The 20,381-nt window shown below is 60.9% G+C and carries 23 protein-coding genes and 3 tRNA genes; 24 read left to right on the top strand and 2 right to left on the bottom strand.

All coding sequences use genetic code 11. The annotated features are described in order from the left end of the window. The first annotated feature begins 17 nt into the window (after positions 1-17). The 3 genes from uvrC to R3E77_09930 all read left to right on the top strand — a co-directional run bounded on the left by uvrC (position 18) and on the right by R3E77_09930 (position 2,601). The gene (gene uvrC / locus R3E77_09940; GenBank protein MEZ5499733.1) at positions 18-1,832 is read left to right on the top strand and encodes an excinuclease ABC subunit UvrC; all 1,815 of its coding nucleotides are present in this window, start codon (positions 18-20) and stop codon (positions 1,830-1,832) included. A gap of 7 nt (positions 1,833-1,839) precedes the next feature. After that, positions 1,840-2,415: a CDP-diacylglycerol--glycerol-3-phosphate 3-phosphatidyltransferase gene (gene pgsA / locus R3E77_09935; protein MEZ5499732.1), complete on the top strand. Its 576-nt coding sequence runs from the start codon at positions 1,840-1,842 to the stop codon at positions 2,413-2,415. Between the two features lie 110 nt (positions 2,416-2,525). After that, positions 2,526-2,601: transfer RNA gene (locus R3E77_09930), tRNA-Gly, on the top strand. An 18-nt stretch (positions 2,602-2,619) separates the two neighbouring features. Here R3E77_09930 and R3E77_09925 read toward each other — a convergent pair. Further along, on the bottom strand, positions 2,620-3,930 hold the full coding sequence (locus tag R3E77_09925) for a vanadium-dependent haloperoxidase (GenBank protein MEZ5499731.1): 1,311 nt from the start codon (positions 3,928-3,930) through the stop codon (positions 2,620-2,622). 112 nt (positions 3,931-4,042) lie between these two features. On the opposite strand from R3E77_09925, the gene R3E77_09920 reads away from it, so the two are divergent. The 21 genes from R3E77_09920 to R3E77_09820 all read left to right on the top strand — a co-directional run bounded on the left by R3E77_09920 (position 4,043) and on the right by R3E77_09820 (position 19,092). After that, positions 4,043-4,765, top strand: coding sequence for a helix-turn-helix domain-containing protein (locus tag R3E77_09920; GenBank protein MEZ5499730.1), 723 nt, complete (start codon positions 4,043-4,045; stop codon positions 4,763-4,765). A gap of 154 nt (positions 4,766-4,919) precedes the next feature. Further along, the gene (locus R3E77_09915; GenBank protein ID MEZ5499729.1) at positions 4,920-5,420 is read left to right on the top strand and encodes a DUF4399 domain-containing protein; all 501 of its coding nucleotides are present in this window, start codon (positions 4,920-4,922) and stop codon (positions 5,418-5,420) included. A 96-nt stretch (positions 5,421-5,516) separates the two neighbouring features. Beyond that, positions 5,517-5,590, top strand: a tRNA-Cys gene (locus R3E77_09910). A gap of 72 nt (positions 5,591-5,662) precedes the next feature. After that, positions 5,663-6,103, top strand: coding sequence for an ion channel (locus R3E77_09905; GenBank protein MEZ5499728.1), 441 nt, complete (start codon positions 5,663-5,665; stop codon positions 6,101-6,103). Positions 6,104-6,159: 56 nt separating this feature from the next. Beyond that, a tRNA-Leu gene (locus tag R3E77_09900) sits at positions 6,160-6,243 on the top strand. Between the two features lie 29 nt (positions 6,244-6,272). Next, entirely contained in the window at positions 6,273-7,397 is a 1,125-nt protein-coding gene (locus R3E77_09895) for a DUF819 family protein (protein MEZ5499727.1), read from the top strand. Further along, on the top strand, positions 7,397-8,401 hold the full coding sequence (locus R3E77_09890; protein ID MEZ5499726.1) for a Gfo/Idh/MocA family oxidoreductase: 1,005 nt from the start codon (positions 7,397-7,399) through the stop codon (positions 8,399-8,401). The genes R3E77_09895 and R3E77_09890 overlap by 1 nt, the downstream gene beginning before the upstream one ends. Positions 8,402-8,404: 3 nt before the next feature. Beyond that, the gene (locus R3E77_09885) at positions 8,405-9,295 is read left to right on the top strand and encodes an SDR family oxidoreductase (GenBank protein MEZ5499725.1); all 891 of its coding nucleotides are present in this window, start codon (positions 8,405-8,407) and stop codon (positions 9,293-9,295) included. Positions 9,296-9,301: 6 nt separating this feature from the next. Next, positions 9,302-10,306, top strand: a complete 1,005-nt coding sequence (locus tag R3E77_09880) for a zinc-binding dehydrogenase (GenBank protein ID MEZ5499724.1) — start codon at positions 9,302-9,304, stop codon at positions 10,304-10,306. A 5-nt stretch (positions 10,307-10,311) separates the two neighbouring features. Next, on the top strand, positions 10,312-10,728 hold the full coding sequence (locus R3E77_09875) for a VOC family protein (GenBank protein MEZ5499723.1): 417 nt from the start codon (positions 10,312-10,314) through the stop codon (positions 10,726-10,728). Continuing rightward, positions 10,725-11,474, top strand: a complete 750-nt coding sequence (locus tag R3E77_09870) for an SDR family oxidoreductase (GenBank protein ID MEZ5499722.1) — start codon at positions 10,725-10,727, stop codon at positions 11,472-11,474. The genes R3E77_09875 and R3E77_09870 overlap by 4 nt, the downstream gene beginning before the upstream one ends. A gap of 76 nt (positions 11,475-11,550) precedes the next feature. Then, positions 11,551-12,186, top strand: a complete 636-nt coding sequence (ccmA, locus tag R3E77_09865) for a heme ABC exporter ATP-binding protein CcmA (GenBank protein ID MEZ5499721.1) — start codon at positions 11,551-11,553, stop codon at positions 12,184-12,186. Then, the gene (ccmB, locus tag R3E77_09860) at positions 12,183-12,860 is read left to right on the top strand and encodes a heme exporter protein CcmB (GenBank protein ID MEZ5499720.1); all 678 of its coding nucleotides are present in this window, start codon (positions 12,183-12,185) and stop codon (positions 12,858-12,860) included. The genes ccmA and ccmB overlap by 4 nt, the downstream gene beginning before the upstream one ends. A gap of 16 nt (positions 12,861-12,876) precedes the next feature. After that, the gene (locus tag R3E77_09855) at positions 12,877-13,614 is read left to right on the top strand and encodes a heme ABC transporter permease (GenBank protein MEZ5499719.1); all 738 of its coding nucleotides are present in this window, start codon (positions 12,877-12,879) and stop codon (positions 13,612-13,614) included. After that, on the top strand, positions 13,611-13,772 hold the full coding sequence (gene ccmD / locus R3E77_09850) for a heme exporter protein CcmD (GenBank protein ID MEZ5499718.1): 162 nt from the start codon (positions 13,611-13,613) through the stop codon (positions 13,770-13,772). Before R3E77_09855 ends, ccmD begins: the two co-directional genes overlap by 4 nt. Then, on the top strand, positions 13,769-14,248 hold the full coding sequence (gene ccmE, locus R3E77_09845) for a cytochrome c maturation protein CcmE (protein MEZ5499717.1): 480 nt from the start codon (positions 13,769-13,771) through the stop codon (positions 14,246-14,248). The genes ccmD and ccmE overlap by 4 nt, the downstream gene beginning before the upstream one ends. Before the next feature lie 15 nt (positions 14,249-14,263). After that, positions 14,264-16,234 carry a heme lyase CcmF/NrfE family subunit gene (locus R3E77_09840; protein ID MEZ5499716.1) on the top strand — a complete coding sequence of 657 codons (1,971 nt, stop codon included), beginning with the start codon at positions 14,264-14,266 and terminating at the stop codon, positions 16,232-16,234. Further along, positions 16,231-16,764, top strand: coding sequence for a DsbE family thiol:disulfide interchange protein (locus R3E77_09835; GenBank protein ID MEZ5499715.1), 534 nt, complete (start codon positions 16,231-16,233; stop codon positions 16,762-16,764). The genes R3E77_09840 and R3E77_09835 overlap by 4 nt, the downstream gene beginning before the upstream one ends. Further along, positions 16,761-17,189, top strand: a complete 429-nt coding sequence (locus R3E77_09830) for a cytochrome c-type biogenesis protein (protein ID MEZ5499714.1) — start codon at positions 16,761-16,763, stop codon at positions 17,187-17,189. Before R3E77_09835 ends, R3E77_09830 begins: the two co-directional genes overlap by 4 nt. Before the next feature lie 6 nt (positions 17,190-17,195). Beyond that, positions 17,196-18,176 (top strand): tetratricopeptide repeat protein, encoded by a 981-nt coding sequence (locus tag R3E77_09825; protein MEZ5499713.1) that lies wholly within the window; start codon positions 17,196-17,198, stop codon positions 18,174-18,176. Positions 18,177-18,210: 34 nt separating this feature from the next. Further along, positions 18,211-19,092, top strand: a complete 882-nt coding sequence (locus tag R3E77_09820) for a MaoC/PaaZ C-terminal domain-containing protein (protein ID MEZ5499712.1) — start codon at positions 18,211-18,213, stop codon at positions 19,090-19,092. A 34-nt stretch (positions 19,093-19,126) separates the two neighbouring features. On the opposite strand, the gene R3E77_09815 is transcribed toward R3E77_09820, so the two are convergent. After that, entirely contained in the window at positions 19,127-20,326 is a 1,200-nt protein-coding gene (locus R3E77_09815; protein ID MEZ5499711.1) for a hypothetical protein, read from the bottom strand. Positions 20,327-20,381 lie beyond the last annotated feature (55 nt).

Raw genomic sequence — 20,381 nt, 5'->3', positions numbered from 1 at the left:
CAGAAGTTCGGCGCACTGTGGCAGCCGCGTTGCGCGAACAGGTGCGACTGCTGCCGCGCCGACCCGGTATCTACCGGATGTATGGCGACGATGGTGAATTGCTCTATGTCGGTAAGGCGCGCAGGTTGCGCGATCGTGTCATGAGTTACTTCAGTCCACGCCAGCTCGCTCCAAAGGTTGCGTTGATGGTCGCGCAGGTCGAGCGTCTCGAGTTCACGTTGGTCAATTCGGATGTCGAGGCTCTGATCCTCGAATACAACCTGATCAAAGAACATCGGCCGCGCTACAACATCATCCTGCGCGATGACAAGAGTTTTCCATTCATTCACCTGACCAGCGCCCACCCCTATCCGCGCTTGCAGTTCTATCGCGGTGCCCGCGATGAGCCTGGCCGATATTTCGGTCCCTACCCAAATTCCTACGCGGTGCGCCAGACGCTTGGTCAGGTGCAGAAGATGTTTCGAATCCGCAATTGCCGCGACAGCTATTTCGCGAACCGTAGCCGGCCATGCCTGCAGCACCAGATCAATCGCTGTTCCGCGCCATGTGTCGGCCTGATCGGCGACGAGCAGTATCGCAAGGACGTCGCGAACGCAGTCAAAGTGCTCGAGGGCCGCAGTGAAGAATTGCGCAAGGATCTGGTCGAACGCATGGAAAACGCATCGGAACAGCTGGATTATGAAACCGCTGCGCAATTGCGCGACCAGCTTGTTGCGCTCAAAGACATACAGGCCGAGCAGGTAGTCTCATCTGGCAGTGCTCGTGACGTGGATGTCTGCGCATTGCTCGAAGATGGGGGGGATCTGGCCATATGCATCATGGTGATACGCGGAGGTCGAAACCTCGGAACCAACACCTTCTTTCCGCGCGCTGGCCTTGATAACGGCGAGGAAGCGCTGGGTGCGTTCCTGCTCCAGTACTACGATCGCGTTGCGGCGCCGCCCGAGGTCATACTGAATCGCGAACCAGGCGCTGCCGATGCCCTGGCTGCGGTGCTGACCCAGCACGCCGGTCATACAGTCTCAATACGAACGGCTCGTCGAGGCCTCTTGCAGCGCTGGACTGCGCTCGCCCTGCAGAACGCTCGTTCTCAATTGGAGCTGAGGCGGCAGAAGAGCGGCGCATCGTCGGCCGCGCTCGCAGCGCTCGCGTCTGCGCTGCATCTCGCCGAATCACCTGCACGCATCGAGTGCTACGACATCAGCCACACGCAAGGTGAAGGAACTGTTGGATCATGTGTCCTCTTCGGACCCACCGGTCCAATGAAGGACCAATACCGTCGTTATGCACTGTCGGGGCGCGTCGCCGCGGGTGATGATTACGCCGCCATGCGTGAGGTGCTGGTGCGCCGATACCGGCGCGTTGCGGCCGGGGAGTATCCGCCCGCCGATCTGCTTCTGATTGATGGCGGTGCCGGCCAGCTGCGCCAGGCGCGCGAGGCACTTGCGGAATGTGGATTTGCCGACCTCCCGGTGCTTGGCATCGCCAAGGGCCCGGAGCGCCGGGCCGGTCACGAAACCTACTTCCTTGGATCCGCGTCTGGTGGCATCGAACTGCAGTCGGCGGCTGTCAGGCAATTGTTGCAACGCATTCGCGATGAGGCCCATCGATTCGCGATTGCCGGCCACCGCCGTCGTCGGGCGCGGCGATTCAATGAGTCCATCCTTGAAACGGTCCCTGGCCTTGGACCCGCCAAGCGGCGGCAGATTCTGCGTCATTTCGGCGGACTGCAGGGCGTGTTGCGGGCGGGCGAGGATGACCTGCGCAAGGTTGAGGGGATAGGCCCGGTTCTCGCGAAGAACCTGTATGATCATCTGCACCCCGGCCGGTGAGTTCGCGATGTTCATCACGATACCGAATACGCTTACCTGGCTGCGAATCCTGGCGATCCCCCTGATCGTCGTGTTGTTCTACCTGCCCTATACCTGGGCACGTCCTGCGGCGGGCCTCGCATTTGCAATCGCAGGAATCACCGACAGCCTTGACGGCTATCTGGCACGAAAACTCAACCAGGTATCCCGGCTCGGCGCGTTCCTCGATCCGGTTGCCGACAAATTGATTGTTGCCGTTGCGCTCGTGCTACTGGTCGGAAGCGATCCGCGGATGCTGTTGGTCTTCTGCGCCATCGTGATCATAGGGCGCGAGATCGCCATTTCTGCATTGCGGGAATGGATGGCCGAACTCGGGCAGCGGACGAAGGTCGCAGTGTCGTCGGTCGGCAAATTGAAGACCATTCTTCAGATTGTCGGTCTGTCGATGCTGCTTTATGAGCAAAACCTGTTTGGGCTGCCGCTGTACCGATTGGGCTTGTTGCTGACGGCGGTTGCAGCCGTACTTACGTTGCTGTCGATGTTCCTCTATCTACGTGCCGCCTGGCCGGAGTTGCGAGGCGCTGCCGTCCGGGAGGATACCTAGCCCTCCTCGACGCGGCCGAATCAGGCCATTCGAAAATTCTGCGAAGGCCAACCCTTGACTTGCCGGGCCGTGACCCTACAATTTGCCGCCCGGTCCGATCCTATTTGATTGCGGGAATAGCTCAGTTGGTAGAGCACGACCTTGCCAAGGTCGGGGTCGCGAGTTCGAGTCTCGTTTCCCGCTCCATTCCTTGATAAGCGCCGATCAATGGCGCAGTGGTATCAGCTTTCGGCGTAGCAGAAAGTCGGCGACCTGTGTGCCGAGATCGTGACCAAATTCCGAGTCGTATCGGAAATGGATGCCGAGATATACCCTGGACATGGCGCACTCGCGGGCCGCCTCATCGAAACTGCGAAAGTGGCGGACGGGCGGTTGCGTGGCCATGGGCGGCGAACCGGGGCCCGACGAGTCGACTTCGCGGGTCTCCATGGTGAATTCGCGCATCGCGCCAAAACTGTCGGCCAGTACCGTCATCGCCGCCCCGCAGACCGTGCCATGCGCGGAAGGGTAGGAGGGAAATGCATAGGTATGGTGGTGCAGGTTATCCCACGATTCGTCGGCCTGTGTGAGCGCATTACCATCGTGTTCCGCCCAGCGAATCGCCGTATAGGGTCGCCAGTGGTTGTAGTGAAACTTGTTCTCGAACGATGCGAGGTAACCATCGTAGATCGCCATATTGAGGAGCGCGAACATGCGTGCGGCGCGCCAGGGATCGAGTTGGTCCTCGACAACCAATTTCCGAGCCAGTCGATTGTGTGAGTTTTCGACGAAATCCTTCCACCACATGGCAAGGTGCGTTTCGTCGGCAGTTCGCGCCGTACTTGCATGACGACCCAACGCCTTCACTTCCTCGAAGGCGCGCGCGTATTCGCGGCTATCGATAGCCGGTGGCGGTGGGCTGCGAAACTGCGAAGCACTCTCCAGCCCAAATGGTCGCGCTCGCGCCCAGCCGGTACCAAAGACAAATCCCTGCGGTGTGCCGCTGTGCTCGGCGAATTCAGCGTATACGCCGGGGCCCATCGGATGGAACCGATACTCGGCTTCGCTGTTCCAGCCATCACCATCGCGGCCCTCGAACAGGCTTTCAGCAAGCCTTTGCCCGAATTCGGTATTCTTGTTGCGTGTGTCTGCGCCGCGGATGCGGCCACGCAGCTGCGCCCAGGTGTCACGCTGCTGGGGATACTGCTTCAAAACGATCGTGTAGGCGGCGCTGGTGGCGGCAGCGTATGGATCGTCGATATCCGCTTGCGTGGAGTCGGTGTAACGTTCGTATCTTTGATCGGCGCTATTCAATGCATCATGCATCGCGATATGCATCATGGTCGCCGTGCGAAGTCCTTTCAGCGTGAATAGCCCATCTTCGGCCTTCGCGAATCGCAATACTGCCGCATTGAAATCCGCGATCAATCTGGTCATCACGGCGTCGGGCGTGTTGTTGTCGGACTCCCGGGCCTGCGCGCCCGTGACCGCGGCGCAGGTGAGCAACGCGCCGAGCGCGAATCTCTTCAATTGCATGGCCATATACCTCAGGCTCCAGGTATTAGGCCGAGTGTAATTACCCTGTCGAATGGCAACTACTGCAAAATCTGTAGTGGCATTGCCGCGGCATTCGGGTGAAACTGCAGGCATGGCGAGGGGATATGGACAATATTGCCCGCTCGCGCTGGCCGCAGAGCTCCTGTGCGAACGCTGGACGATCCTCATCGTAAGCCGTGTAGTCGACGGTTGTGAGTCGTTCGGTGAGATCCAGCGAGGTGTGCCCCGCTGTTCGCCGTCGCTACTTTCGCAGCGACTCGATCAGCTCGTGCGGGCAGGCATTCTCGAGCGTACCGCCGCGAAGCGCGGCCGCAAGCGTATCTACCGTCTCACCCCAGCCGGGCGGGACCTGGAGCCCATGCTCGAGAGCCTGGCGGTCTGGGGTCAGAACTGGGGCCGGGATATGGTCAACGATGACATGGACCCGGCCTTTCTTGCCTGGAGCATGCACACGCGACTCGACACCGACAACATGCCCCCTGGCCGTACGGTGATGCAATTTCATTTCGTTGGAGCGCCCGCCGACACCCGGCGTTTCTGGCTGATCAATGACTCGGGTGTGGTCGAAATGTGCCTCAAGGATCCGGGCTATGACGTGGATCTTCATGTCCGGGCCGAGCTGCGCCTGTTCATCGAGACCTGGCGTGGCTTCCGCGATCTTCGCGCCGAACTGCGCAGCGGTCACATTGTAGTGACCGGTCCGGCGCGCCTTGTGCGCCAGTTCCCACGATGGCTCAAGCTCAGCATGCTCGCGCCGTATCCACGCAAACGATCGGGGCGCGAGTCCGCGCTGGCGGAAATGCCGCGACTTTGAGCGGGTGGAACGTGTCGGCGGAGACCGACGTGCTCCGCTTTCATAGGGCGGTGATGCGTGCGCGCAACAGCCCTGGCCGCAGATGAGGTGTGCGATTCCCAGTGTGATGTATCGGGGCATTATGCGTATGATCGGGCGCCTGGAGGTAATCAACATGAATGCAACGACTGCGCGGAACGCGTGCTGGATGGCGATGATCGTGGTTGCGATTTCGACGGCAGGGTGTCAGCGCGGTGCGCAATCGCCCGCGCCCGCCGAACCTGCGAATGCCGCGCCGCCCACGGCGCCGGTTGCATTGCCACGTACACCTGCTCCCTCCGGCGCAAGCGTTTTCATCATCGAACCAGTGGATGGTGCGACCGTAACGAATCCGGTGACGGTTCGGTTCGGCGCGGAAGGCGTCGCGATCGTCAAGGCCGGCGACACTGCGCCGAATTCGGGTCATCACCATTTGCTGATCGACACCGGTCTGCCCGATTTGAGCCAACCGATTCCGAACGATGAGCAGCACCGGCATTTTGGCGGCGGCCAGACAGAGACCCAGATCGAGCTCGCACCGGGCGAGCACAGTCTGACGCTGCTCCTCGGCGATTACCTGCACATACCACACGACCCACCGGTGGTTTCCGAGACGATTCACATTACCGTCAGGTAGCGCCTGTGCCAGGCTGCATGCCATGCGGCGCCTTGCGTCTGCCAGAGGCTGCCATTAAAGTGCCGTCCCCCGCTTCGGCGGCGGATCGCCACGCAAGGCTAGGTGGCAGAGTGGTCATGCAGCGGCCTGCAAAGCCGTGGACGCCGGTTCGATTCCGACCCTAGCCTCCAGTCGCCCCCATTTGTCGGCGCGGTGCGAGTGGTATTCTTCTCCCGGATTTCATTGCATGGGTCCGGATTTTCTTGCATACGCCAGTTGTCGTCGTCTCCCTGCTCGCCCTGTTCATGGTCAGCCTGTGCGTCCTCATTCACTACGAGGCGCTTGCCTGGCTGTCGGCGACTTTGCCGCGCATGCATACGCGCAGCCGCCGCCGAATTCTGCTGCTGATCTTTGCGATTCTCACGGTACACAGCCTGCAGATTTTCCTCTTCGCTCTGGCCTACCTGTTTCTGCTGCAGGATCCGGTTTATGGGGTGTTGCAAGGTATCGGTGAGGACAACATCGTCAACTGCGGTTACTTTTCTGCCGTGGTCTTTACGACCCTGGGCCTGGGTGACATCGTGCCGCATGGCGCGATCCGCATACTCGCCGGCCCGGAGTCACTCGCTGGTTTCGTGCTGATTACCTGGTCGGCGTCATTTACATTCATCGAAATGCAGAGTTTCTGGCGTCGCAGTACCTAGGCTTGTGTTTGAATCGCTCGAGAAATGCCGTATAGCATATTGAAAAATATAACATTGCCCTGGTGGCGGAATTGGTAGACGCAACGGACTTAAAATCCGTTGGCCGCAAGGCCGTGCCGGTTCGATTCCGGCCCAGGGCAGTCCCGCGGTCGTACTGGGAGACTGTTCAGTGATCGATCCCGAAAATCATCTTGCCCTGGCCGCCGTCATCTTCGCACTGGCCTGGTTCGGATTCTGGATCGACAGTCGACCGATCGCGCGCGTCGTGCCGGGCGTGCCCTGGGTCATTGGCATCGGTCTGTTGCTCTCCAACACCGGCGTTATACCTCGCGAGGCAGCCGCCTTTGGATTCGTCGGCCAGTATTTGTTGCCAATGGCAGTACCACTCTTGTTATTCAAAGCCGATCTTCGCCAGGTCATCTCGCGCGGCGGCTGGGTGCTGCCGGCATTCATGATCGCGAGCGTCGGTGTTTGCCTCGGTGCAGTGAGCGGCTATTACCTTTTCGATCTCGGCCAAGAAGGCGCAAAGATTGCGGCAACCTATGCCGGCGCATTCATTGGCGGTGTCGTCAATTTCGTCGCCATTTCGCAAGCCGTTGAAATGACACCCACTGAATTCAGCGTATCGCTGAGCGCAAGTGCGCCGGTCAGCGTGCTGGGCCTGTTGGTGTTGGTGACTTTGCCGGCCTTGCCCTGGGTGCAGCGCTGGCTCGGTGTCGCTCGCAATCAGGAGACTGTCGAGCGGTCAGCGATCACGGCGCAGTCCAAGCCGTCGTTGCGTCCGTCGCATCTGGCGCTGGCGCTTGCGATGAGTCTCGCTATCTGTGCCGTATCGACCAAATTGAGCGCACGATTCGGCCACCAGACCTACAATCTTTTTTACATCACTGTCATCACGGTCGCGGTCGCGAATGTCATGCCGCGAAGGTTTGCGCGACTGGAGGGCGATTTCGAGCTGGGCATGCTCTGCATGTACGCTTTTTTTGCGATGATCGGGGCGGGGACTGACGCAATCGGTTTTCTTCGTTCCGCGCCGGTACTGTTCGTCTATTGCGCCTACATGCTGGCAATACAATTCATCGTGCTGTTGCTGGGAGCGCGCCTGCTGCGCATCGACGTGCCCTCGATGGTCGTTGGTTCGGGCGCGGCAATCGTCGGCGCTGGCGCTGCCGCCGCGATCGCATCCACCAAGGGGTGGCGTGCCTTGGTAACACCCGCCATCACGATCGGCATGTTGGGTTACGTCATCGCCAATTTCATCGGTATTGCCCTGTATCGCTGGCTTGCCCCCTGATGACCGGCCTGCGGGTCGCAATCATTGGCAGTGGCCGGATGGCTGCGATCATGGCGGCGCAGATCAACTTGATGGCAGAGCATGGCTACGCGCTGGTTGCGCACTGCTCGCGCGATTTTGCAACGAGCCGGCGGTTTGCGAGCCGTTTCGGTAGTGTCGCGAGTTTCGTCGATCTGGATGACATGTTGGCGACGGCCGCGCCGGATCTCGTCTACATCGCAAGTCCGCCGGCGTTGCATGCCGCGCAAATGCTGGCATGTGTTCGGCACGGTATTGCGGTCTTGTGTGAGAAGCCTTTCGCGGTGTCGGCCGAGGAAGCATCGAAAGTGGCTACAGCCGCTGCAGCAACCGGCACATTCGTGATGGAGGCGATGTGGACCCGCTTCCTGCCGGTGATGAGTGCGCTGCACCGGCTTGTCGCCGGCCAAAGAGTAGGTCCAACACGACTCATCACCGGTGGTGGCGCATTCCTGCCCGATGCAAATGCACCGGACTATCTGTTGAGTGCGCAATTGGGTGGCGGTTGTCTGCTCGACGCAGGCGTCTACCTGGTATCGCTGTGTCACATGCTGCTGGGAGCACCGCAGTCGATCTGCGCGAACGGCTTGATCGGCAAGACCGGTGTTGATGAACAATTTGCGGCACTATTGTCCTGGCCGGCGGCCCAGGCCTTGCAATTTGTATCCATGCGCTCGCGGCGGCCGCCGGATATGGAGATACTGGGCGAGCGCGGCCGGATCCGGATCCCTGCGCCGGTATATTGCCCGCTGACGCTCGAGATCATCGATTACGCCGGGACGAGCGAGATATTGGAATTTCCGCTGCCGACCGGGGGCTATGGGTACCAGTTGCTCGAGGTCAAGCGATGCCTGGCGCGAGGTGACCGGCAGAGCACAGTCATGCCGCTCGAGGAGACGATCGCCATCATGAAAAGCCTGGATGAGATACGGCGGCAGATCGGTGCCGCAACAGCCACTCGAGACGCGCCCGCGGTGAGTCACTGACCCATGGCCGTTGTCGTCATAACTGGATGCAGCAGCGGCTTCGGGCTCGAGGCTGCGCTCGCGTTTGCGCGCGCAGGTGATACCGTTTACGCATCGATGCGAAATCCCGCCCGTGGCGGCTCGCTACGCGACAGGGCGCGGGCCGAGTCGCTCGACATACACTGCGTCGAACTCGATATCACTAAAGGCGCAAGTTTTGCGCCGCTGGTGCGACAGATAGTCGCTGAATCGGGGCGGCTGGACGTTCTGGTGAACAACGCCGGCATTTTGCATCCAGGTGCGTTCGAGGATCTGACCGAGCGGCAGATTCGCGAAGTCATGGAAACCAACTTCGTGGGACCCATGTTGCTGACGCGGGCGGTGTTGCCACAAATGCGGCTGCAGCGGTCCGGCTACGTCATCATGGTGAGCTCACTGTCCGGAATAGCCGGACTGCCTGCGGACGTCTGCTATTCGGCGAGCAAGTTCGCTCTTGAAGGCGCGACGGAGGCGCTGCGCCACGAAGTCGATCGATTCGGCATCCGGGTTGCGCTGATCGAAGCCGGACTTTATGCAACCTCGATATTCGGTGGCAATATCGATCGCGGAACGAATCTTCCGGTTGGCTATCCAACATCATCGCCTTACTCGAAGCTCGTCGCATATCGCAACGACGCTTGGCTGAAGCGCTTGCCGGAGGCCCAGGATCCAGCTGGCGTTGCAGAGCTCATGGTTCGCGTTTCACGGTCGGACGGCACGCGGCTGCGCTGGCCGGCCGATCCCACGGCGGAGAGGGTGCTCGCGAAGATGCTCGGCATGGACGATCGTGATCGCGATACGTTCCTCAGATCGGTGGCGGACACTCATTGGTGGAGCGTTGGTCAAGACGAGCCGCCGCACCCGGCCAATGAGTGACGGTCAATGATGGCGCAGCGCGTCGTTTTCACGCGGCCAGGTGTCGCGGAGCTCGAGACTTTCGATGTCCCGGCGCCTGCCAATGGTGAGGTGTCGGTGCGCGCACTCTATAGCCTGATGAGTATCGGCACTGAACTCACGATTTTGCACCAGCGCTACTCGCCGGACTCGCACTTCGCGCGGCGATTCAAGTTTCCGCAACTCAAGACCGGCGTGCAATGCGTTGCCGAAATCGAAAGTGTTGGCGAGGGCGTCACGGAGTTTCGCCCGGGTGAGCGTATCTTCATGCGGATGGCGCATTGTTCGCGCTGGACTTTGCCCGCGATCGCCTGTTCGCCGGTTCCGCGCGCGGCCGACCCGCGCTCGGCCTGCTGGGCGGGCCTCGCCAAGACGGCTTTTCGAGCGGCTTTTGCGGCGAAGTTCGCGCTGGGCGGCAATGTTCTGATCGTTGGCGCCGGACCGGTCGGGCAGATGTTGGTTCGCTGGGCGAACGCGGCCGGTATGAGCGATATCGTGGTCGTCGATCAGTCGCAGAGGCGATTGCGACTTGCTGCGCAGGGAGCGTGTTGCCGCACGGTTTGCGGGTCAATCGAAGACGCCAAAGGCCAGCTCCTCGCCGGGAGTGGCGCCAATGGTTTCGATATCGTCGTGGACACCACTGGAAACGCCACGGTATTTCACGCTGCCTTGCCCATGGTTGCGAACTTTGGATGCTGTGTTCTGCTCGGCGACACCGGTTATCCGGAGAAGCAGCACCTGAGCTCCGAGGTGATGACGCGCGGGCTGACTATCGTCGCGACCCATGATCACCATGACCGGGGTGGCTGGACGCAACGCGCCATCGACAGGGTTTTTTTCAAACTTCTGCTCGACGGTCGATTCAGCGTCGATGACTTGATCACACATGAATTCCCGCCCACGAGGTGCGCTGAAGCCTATGCGTTGGCCGATCAGCATCGGCAGGATGTGCTCGGCATCGTATTCGACTGGACGGCATTCGAGGGAGGCTAGTTTTCATGAGCAAGCTGGCGCATGTCTGCATCGAAACCGCAGACCTGGAAATCACGGAGAAGTTCTATCGCTGTCTCGGGCTGCGGCGCCAGTTCGAATTTCGCAATAATGACGGCTTGCTGATCGGTTTTTACCTGAAGTTTGCCGATCGTAGCTTCATCGAAGTGGTGTTGGTGGTTCGGGCGCGCCCGGAGGGCGGGTTGCGCCATTTTGCCATTGAGTCAGACGATATCGACTCGGTCCGCCAGTCGCTTCTGGCGGCGGGATACACAGCCAGTGAACGGGTGCGTGGCAAGGATCGCACCTGGATGGTCACGACACGGGATCCCAACGGGATTTTCATCGAGTTGCATCAATATACCGACGAGAGCATGCAGATCGCCGGAGGAACCTGCGTCATGGACTACGAGCCACGCCCATGACTGCGGATCGCATTGATCGCGAGACTTGCCTCGTTACCGGCGGTGCATCGGGAATCGGCAGGGCCTGCGCAGACCGATTCTCTGCCGACGGTTGTCAGGTGCTTGTCGGCGACCTCAACCCGCGGTCCACCGGTGCGGGTCGGCACGAGCAATTTTGTTGTGACGTGGCGGATCCCGGGTCCTGCGATGAATTCGTTGCATTTGCAATGCAACGCTTCGGTCGCGTCGACACCCTCGTGGCCAATGCGGGAGTGCAAACCGGCGGCCGCCTCCTCGATACACCGCCAGAGGAATGGCAGCGCGTGCTCGACGTCAATCTTCAAGGCGTCGTCAATTGCTGTCGTTCCGTGCTGCCCCACATGATACGGGCAGGCGGTGGCGCGATCGTGGTAGTTGCATCGGTCAACGTATTGCAGGCACCGAAGGCAATGGCTGCCTACGATGTCTCGAAGACTGCGTTGCTTGGCTTGGTGCGAAATCTCGCCATAGATCATGGCCGCGATGGCGTGCGCGTCAATGCCGTCCTGCCGGGTGCAACGCTGACGGAATTCCATCTGAAGCGCGCCGCATCCCGCGGCGTCGACGCCGAGCAGCTGCGTGCGTCAATGGGTGACTATGGGGCCCTCGGCCGAATCGCCGATCCCGCCGAAATCGCCGCAGCAATTCGGTTTCTGGCGAGCCGCGATGCTTCGTTCGTTACAGGCGCTACCCTGGTGGTCGATGGCGGGGCGTCCGTACGCGCCTAGCCCGCAAGAGTGGCAATACCTCGCAGTGTGCGCCACTCAGCGGGCATTTACGCCCCAGTTTGCGTAATCTTGCCTGATGCAAAGCAATGCCCTGACCATCGAGGGTTTGAATGTCTTTCGCGGCGACGCCCATGTTCTGCGCAATGTGCGGCTGAGCCTGGTGAGTGGCTCGGCCGTGCTGCTGCGTGGCGACAATGGCGCCGGCAAGACCAGCCTCCTGCGTGCGATTTGTGGTCTGCTGCCAATCGAGGAGGGCTCGATCCGTCTGAACGGCATGGATGTACATCGAGAGCGAGCGTCGGCGGATGCGCAGATGCTCTATCTCGGGCACCAGGCACCACTGAAGTCTGACCTGTCGGCGAGAGAAAACCTCGGCTTTTGGCAGGCAATTCGCGGTGCGGGTTCCCGCGGGACTGTCCCTGACGCGCTGCGGCGCATGCGGGCGGATGGTTTTTCAGACCTTCCGGTGCGCAGCCTGTCGGCGGGACAGCGCCGACGCGTGGCTTTAGCGATGCTTTGCATGGTCGATGTGCCACTTTGGCTGCTTGATGAGCCGATGACGAATCTTGACGTTGCCGGGCGCGGGTTGGTCGTCGAACTGATGCGGGAGCAGCTGGCGCGCGGCGGCATGGTCCTGGCATCGCTACATCACGAATTGGAGGGGCAGCTGTCCGCGTGCCAGGTACTGCACCTCGACGGTGGGCGATCGTGAGCGAGGCTGTCGGCGCGGCTCTGGCGTTGCTGAAGCGTGATCTGCGTCTCGCTTTGCGACGACCGGGGCAACTTCTGCAGCCGCTGGGATTCTTCATAATCGTCGCAGTATTGTTTCCATTGGGTTTCACACCGCAGCTGTCGCGCCTTCGAGACATCGCACCTGGTGTGCTCTGGATCGCTGCCTTGTTATCGTCGATGCTGGCCAACGAACTTCTGTTCAGGGAGGACTCTGACGATGGCACTCTGGAACAGATCGTGCTCGCGGGACAGCCATTGCCGTTGCTGGTGCTGGTCAAAACGGCCGCGCACTGGCTGCTGACAGGATTGCCGCTCGCCATCATGGCGCCGTTTCTTGGCGTCGCGCTTGGCGTGCCCTTGCACCAGTCGGCTGCGATCGTGCTGGCGCTTGTGATGGGGACAATGTCACTGAGCCTGACCGGTTCGATCGGCGCCTCTCTGGTGCTCGGCGTCCGGCGCGGAGGAGTATTGATGTCGATCCTGACCTTGCCCTTGGCCGTGCCCGTGCTCATTTTCGGTGCTCGGGCGAGCGAACTGGCCATTCAAGGTGCGGACACGGCGGCACCGCTATACTTGCTGGCTGCTATCGCTGTCCTTGGGGTGACGCTCGCGCCGCTGGCTGCTGCGGCGGCGCTGCGGATTGGATTGGAATGACCCGGATTTATCTCTCATGAACTGGACATGGTTTCACCGGCTTGCATCGCCGCCACACGTGTTTCGCGTGGCGGGATCACTCACGCCGTGGTTTGCCGGCGGTGCTGCATTGCTCATTGCCTACGGACTTTATGGTGGACTGTGGGCAGCGCCGGCCGACTACCAGCAGGGCGACGGATTTCGCATCATCTATGTCCACGCGCCGAGTGCCTGGATTTCGGTGTTCGTCTACAGCACCCTCGGAATCTCTGCCGGTATCGGCCTTATCTGGCGCATGAAGATCGCGCACGCATTGGCCGCAAGCTGTGCCACCGTCGGCGCCTGGTTCACGGTCGTTGCGCTGGTAACCGGCATGTTGTGGGGCAAGCCCATGTGGGGAACATACTGGGTCTGGGACCCTCGTCTTACGGCCGAGCTGGTGCTGTTGTTCCTTTATCTGGGTTACATGGCGCTGCGCGCGGCGCGCGACGATATCGCCTGGTCGGACCGCGCGAGCGCGGTGCTCGCGGTTGTCGGGCTTGTCAACGTTCCGATCATCCGCTATTCCGTCGAGTGGTGGAACTCGATCCACCAGGCTCCTTCAGTAATGAAAATGGCCAGGCCGTCCATGCCCGCCGAAATGCTCTGGCCGCTGCTTGCGATGTTCTTTGGTTTCACCTTGTTGTGTGCGGCCCTGCTGGCGATGCGTCTGCGCGCGGAAATCATCCGCCGTGAACGGAACGCGAGTTGGGTTGCCGAGGTCCTAAAAGCATGAGTGATTTCCTGGAAATGGGTGGTTACGCGCGGTACCTCTGGCCCAGTTACGGGCTCACGTTCTTTGTCATCGCATTGAACATCTGGCTGGCGCGGCGCAATTATCGCAATGCAGTGGCGGAGCTTCGCCGTCGCGTGGCCATGAGGGCGCAAGCATGAAGCCCGCCAGGAAAAGGCGCCTGTTCTGGGTACTCGGGATATTGCTGGGCGTAGGCATTGCCGGTGCCCTCGCGCTGAGAGCGTTTCGCCAGAATGTCATGTTCTTCTTTGATCCGACGCAGGTGGCGCAGCAACAGCCAGCCCCGGGCAAGCGGTTTCGGCTCGGCGGCATGGTGCAGGTTGGCAGCGTCAAACGCGCACCAGGAAGTTTGCAGGTGCGCTTCGTCGTGACCGATTTCAAGCACGAAGTACCCGTAAGTTACGAAGGCGTTCTGCCCGATCTGTTTCGCGAGAATCAGGGAGTGATTGCGGCTGGTCGGCTGGACGCGGACCGCGTGTTCATCGCCGACGAGGTGCTGGCGAAGCACGATGAAAAGTACATGCCGCCGCGACTCGAGAAGACCATCAAGAACAACCAGGCGAGCAGCGGGGCGAGCGCTGCGGCCGCGAACGACACGGCGAACCCGCAGGGCTGAGGATCGATCGCAGCGATGTGGCCGGAACTTGGGCGTTTTGCTTTGATCATGGCTGCGATGGCCTCAGTGCTGCAGGCGGGCATCGGCATTTCTGCGAGCCACCGGGGCGCGAGGCATCTGTTCGGCCTGGTGCGAGGCGCGACCTTGGCGCAGTTTGCGGCGATTGCCACGGCGTTCGGCATCCTCATCGGCGCTTTCGTGGAGAACGATTTCTCGGTTCTCTACGTGGCGCAAAATTCCAATTCGGCTCTTCCGCTGTTGTATCGCATCGCCGCGACCTGGGGCGCGCACGAAGGCTCGCTCCTGCTATGGAGTCTGATGCTCGCCGGTTGGAGCGTTGCCGTACTCGTCGCCCGAGTCCGTCTGCAGGATGAGTTCACGGTGCGCGTGCTCGGGGTGCTGGGTCTGATCAGTGCCGGTTTCTACGCGTTCATCATCGCGACGTCGGATCCCTTCCTGCGATTGGTTCCTGCCGCATTCGATGGCGTCGATCTGAATCCGGTTCTGCAGGATCCGGCGCTGGTGGCGCATCCGCCCATGCTGTACATGGGCTACGTCGGATTTGCAGTCGCATTTGCCTTTGCGATCGCTGCCATGTTGCAGGGCAGGGTCGACCAGGATTGGGCGCGTCAATGTCGACCGTGGGCGATGCTTGCCTGGTGCTGCCTCACCGTCGGAATCGCGCTGGGTAGCTGGTGGGCATATTACGAACTGGGGTGGGGCGGTTACTGGTTCTGGGACCCGGTGGAGAACGCTTCCTTCATGCCCTGGCTGGTAGGTACGGCATTGATCCATTCTCTGGCAGTGACCGATAAGCGCGGATTGTTCAAGAGCTGGACATTGCTGCTTGCGATCGTCGCCTTTTCGCTCAGTCTGCTCGGCACGTTTCTCGTACGCTCGGGCGTTCTGGTATCAGTGCATTCCTTCGCCGCCGATCCGCGACGCGGCATCGCAATTCTCGTGTTTCTGCTCGCGGTAGTAGGTGGTGCGCTGACGCTCTATGCATGGCGCGCACCCATGCTGCGTTCGAGCGCAGGTTTCACACTGTGGTCGCGCGAGTCGTTTCTGCTATTCAACAACATTCTCCTTGTCGTGGCTGCCGCCGCCGTATTCGCCGGGACACTTGCGCCGCTGATCGCCGATGCGCTGGGTCAGTCGGCTCTGTCGGTTGGTCCGCCCTATTTCAATCCGATCTTTCTTGCGACGATGCTGCCAATGCTGGTCCTGCTGGCGATCGGCATGCATGCCAGCTGGAAGCAGGGACAGTTGCGCCGTTTGCGCAAGCGTATCCTGCTCGCATTGGGCCTGGCGCTCATCCTGGCGTTGCTATGGGTGCTGACCATCCTCCAGCAGCGCATGCTCGCCCAGTTCCTGGTGGTCGCTTTGGGTGTCTGGATTGTCTGCTGCGCGTGCGCCGAGCCGTTGCTGCGGCTGGTGCGACGCCAGAGCCTGACTCGCGAGATACTGGGAATGGCCATTGCGCACATTGGTGTCGGTTTGTTCGTGCTGGCGATCGGCACGGTCGAGACGGGGTCGCAGCAACGCGATGTGGCCTTGGCACTCCACGAAACGGCGCTGGTCGACGATGTGGAATTTCGCTATGTCGCCTTGCAGGAGCGGCAGGGCAATAACTTCGACGCCATGCGCGCGACGCTGGAGTTATATCGAAATGGCAGGCGGTTTGCGGTTCTGTATCCGGAGAAGCGCAACTACTGGGTGCAGCGGCAGGTAATGACCGAGGCGGGCATAGAGACGCACAATGCGACCGACTATTTTGCCGCTCTGGGCGATGATCTCGGCGGCGGACGCTATAGTTTTCGCTTGCAAATAAGACCCCTGATCAATCTCGTCTGGCTTGCGGCGCTCGTGATGGCGGCGGGAGGCGCACTTGCGGTCTCAGGGCTACAGGCGCGCCGTACCAGGTCGGTCGCCGCGGCGACGCCTGACATCTCTGCGGCAGATCGGCGAGGAGCCGTCATTCCATGAATCGTTTCCTGATCCCGTTGATTGCATTCGCCCTGCTGGCCGTGGTACTCGCGGTTGGCGTCAAGCGCTCACCGCAGAAATCGATCCTGCCGTCGGCCCTGGTCGGCAGGCCGGCGCCGCCGTTCTCGTTGCCGGAGCTGCTCGCGAGCGGGCAAAATTCGGGCCCCGAGCGATACAAAGGACGATGGTTTGCGATGAATGTCTGGGCTACATGGTGCGTCGAATGCCGACGTGAGCATGCAACCCTGCTGCAGGCCCAGCGCGATGGGCGCATTCCCCTGTTGGGTCTCGATTGGAAGGACGATGACAATGCCGCGCGTGAGTGGTTGACGTCCCTTGGTGACCCTTACGACGTCGTTGTCGTTGATCGCGACGGCAAGGTCGCCATCGACTATGGCGTCTACGGAGCACCAGAGACTTTTCTTGTCAATGACAAGGGCGAGGTCGTGTATCGACACGTCGGTCCACTCGACTGGGCGAGTTGGGAAACAGAATTTCTCGCGCGCTTGCCTGGCAAGGAGTCCCCATGAAGCGATCCCTCGCACCGTTGCTGCTGCTCTGTCTGTTGGCCCCGATGACAGTACTTGCGGTCGACCCGCATGAAATGTCCGACCCTGCGCTGCAACAGCGCTACAAGGCATTGACGACCGAATTGCGTTGCATGCAATGCCAGAACCAATCAATCGCCGATTCCCAGGTAGGTCTTGCGGACGATTTGCGACGTCAGGTCCGCGAGCTCCTGGAAGCGGGCAAGTCCGACGACGATATCCGCGATTACATGGTGGCGAGGTACGGGGAGTTCATTCTTTTTCGACCCCGATTCTCGTTGCGAAATGCCTGGTTGTGGCTGGCACCGCTGGTCCTGCTGCTGATTGGCGCGATTGCGGCGGTACGCGTCATTCGGCACCGCAATCGGCTCTTGCCTGATGACGCCACCGAAGTCTCTTCGGACTGAGTGCCGGTGACTCGCTTCTACCTTGCGAGCGCCCTGCTCGCGGCTGTCCTGTGCCTTGTGATGCTGGCGCCCGCCTGGCGCGAGCGGCGGCGACTGCTGATCGCCGGCATGACAGGTTCGGTCGTGCTGATCGGCGGTGGCTTTCTGGTCTATTCGCTTTCCTCCTCGGCGGACCTGGCGTCATTGATAGCCGCGCCGGCGACGGATTCCCCGGCTGCAATGGTGGGTCGATTGGCGAGGCGGCTCGAGAGAGAGCCCGACGATATTGCGGGTTGGAAAATGCTTGGTCGATCCTACATCGCCATGCAGCAATATCCGTTGGCGATTCGCGCACTGCAACGTGCGATGGCGCTCGCGCCCAAGTCGGATGGTGAATTGTCGGTCGATCTGGCGGAGGCGATCGTATTGCGGGACGGCGGCGAAATAAGCGACCGGGCGGGCGAGCTCATCGAGGAGGCCCTTGCCCAGGCGCCCGACTCCGGCAAGGCGCTTTTTTTCGGAGCGCTGGCGGCGAGGAATCGCGGCGATAACCAGACGGCAGTGGCGCGCTTGCGCAAGTTGCTGTCGCGCGATCCGCCGCCTCAGGTCAGGCAGTTGCTGGAAGCACAGATCCTGGCGCTCGATGCGGCCAATTCCGATGCCCCCGTCGTCCTCGTGAATGCCCGTATCGAAATAGCTCCTCAGCTACGTGCGCGTATCGACGAACGGACAGTGCTGTTCGTATTCTTGCGCCGGCCGGGGAGGCTTGGCCCGCCGCTCGCTGTCAAGCGACTGAAGCCGGAGTTTCCACAGGACGTGACGCTGACCAGTGCGGACTTGATGCTCCGTGATGCCGCGCTACCGCAGGGGGAGACAGTTGAGCTCACCGCTCGACTGGATAGCGACGGTAATGCGGACACCAGCGCGGAAGATGCTGTTGTGCGCAGGATGACCGCCCTGGGTTCGCGTGAGGTCGTTACGCTCGAACTCGTTCCGGCCGATCGATAGCCCATGCCAGACATCGCTGAGGTAGACTTGGGCTGTGACCGACACCTCGCAGCAAGTCGACCCTTCGCCTGGCACACTCCGCCAGTTTGCCAGCCTGCTTTTTTCGAGAAAACGGAAATTCCTCGCCGAGGGCGAGACGGTCCCGCATATCGCGGCAAGGCTTGCGCCGCGCGTCGTCGACCCCGAGCACTTGAAGCGTTACAGGGAGCTCACGTGCTCGTCGGAGGGGAGTCAGTTGCCGATAGCCTATCCGCACATATTAGCCAGCTCGTTGCATCTGACGCTGCTGGGCTCTGCGGAGTTTCCAGTCAGCGTGCTGGGCGCCGTGCACGTTCGCAACGACATTGTCCAGCACCGTGCCATCGACGCGGGCGAAACCCTGCATTTGTCCGCGCACGTAGAGGGTCATCGCCAGGCGCCGCGCGGACAGGAGTTCGACCTCATCAGTGAGTGCGCATGCGATGGTGAAGTCGTCTGGTCGGAAGTCACGACCTTTCTGATACGTTCTCCAGGTGCCGAGCGCCCAAAACGCGCCCGCGCAGTGGACAACGCGGAGGTCGCGCCTGCTGCGGTTACGTCCTGCAGCTTCCGTGCGCCGAATGGTCTTGGGCGAAGCTACGGCTGGCTCGCGGGCGATCTCAATCCGATTCACCTGAGCGACCTGTCGGCACGCCTTTTTGGATTCAAGGGCGCGATCGCGCATGGCATGTGGTCGCTCGCGCGCTCGGCAAGTGAATTACAGGCCGTAGCGGGACAACCATGCAGGAAGCTGCAAATCAGTTTTCGACAGCCAATCGTGCTGCCGGCCTGGGTGACGTTGCACCACTGGCGCGAGGGAAATCAACTCAGGTTCAATGTGTCGGACACCCAGGAGAAGCTGACTCACTTGAGCGGAGTGTTTGAACCGGCAGGATGACGAATCGCGTCATTGACGGGACGCTGGCGGTAATCTAGTGAGCCGGGTGTGGCTGCCAACCCCACAGCCAGAGCAGTACCATGAATCCGGCGACATAGGCGATGGCGATGTGCCAGCCATGCCGCAACCATTGCATGGCGGATCGCGCTTCCGGAAAACGATTCGAAAGTGCGACCCCGGCCGACGAACCAAACCAGATCATAGATCCGCCGAAGCCGACCGCATAGGCCAGGAATCCCCAGTCATAGCCGCCCGCATCCAGAGCGAGCTTGGTCAGGGGGATGTTGTCGAAAACAGCGGAGAGGAAACCGAGGCCAAGCGCCACTTGCCAGGACGCATCGGGCAGCGATTCGACGGGCATCATCGATGCCGCGAAAACCAGTGCCAGCAGGAACAAACTGCCTCGAACGGCTTCGGGAACGAGCGCGAAATTGGGACGCCGCAACGGGCTCGCGATCAGCAAGGCGAGCCACAACGTCATGCCCAGTATGGGCAGGCTCTCCGCGCCGCCTTCAAGTTTCAGGTTGGCTGTGACATTGGCGCTGATCAGCGAGAACAGGACAAATCCGACGATACCCGCGCGTACCCAGTCGATATGCAGTCCCACCGGGGAGATCGCCGCAATGGGTGAGTGGCGGTGTTGCCTCAGTGCAGCAGGAATGCCGAATACCAGCAGTGCCGTCGCAGCGGGCAAATAGGCGTGTAGGACATCGAATGGGCTGACGCCGTCTATCCACATCATCGTTGTCGTCGTGTCCCCCAGCACACTGCCGGCGCCGCCGGCATTCGAGGCCGCCGTCAGGCCTGCGAGGTAGCCGATATGGACACGGCCTCGAAATATCGTCGCGGCGACGCTACCGCCGATGATCGCCGCCGCGATATTGTCGAGAAATCCGGAAAGTAGAAAAACAATTACCAACAGCAGGAATCCACCGAGCCAGTTGTCCGGCAGGAAGTCTGGCAGTCGCTCCGGCAGTCGGCTCTCTTCGAAATGCGCCGACAGCAAGGCGAATCCAGTCAACAAGCCAAACAGGTTGGTAAGTAACGCCCACTCTTCGCCGAGGAGGTGCGCAAGTCCGGTCAATCCGGGAACGCCGTGAAAATCAGCGAACACCAGTTTGTAGCCGACGATAACCAAGGCACCGGCCAGCGCGCTGTGCATGGCAAAACGATGAAATAGCGCGACCGACAGAAGGGTCAGCGCAAACAGGACGAATTCGAACGGAATACTCATCGGACCTCGATACCTCGGGAATCGATCCGAAGTTTACTTTAATTCCCGACTTAAC

Source organism: Steroidobacteraceae bacterium, assembly GCA_041395505.1.
Taxonomy (GTDB): domain Bacteria; phylum Pseudomonadota; class Gammaproteobacteria; order Steroidobacterales; family Steroidobacteraceae; genus JAWLAG01.
This window is presented reverse-complemented; position numbering and strand designations above follow the sequence as displayed.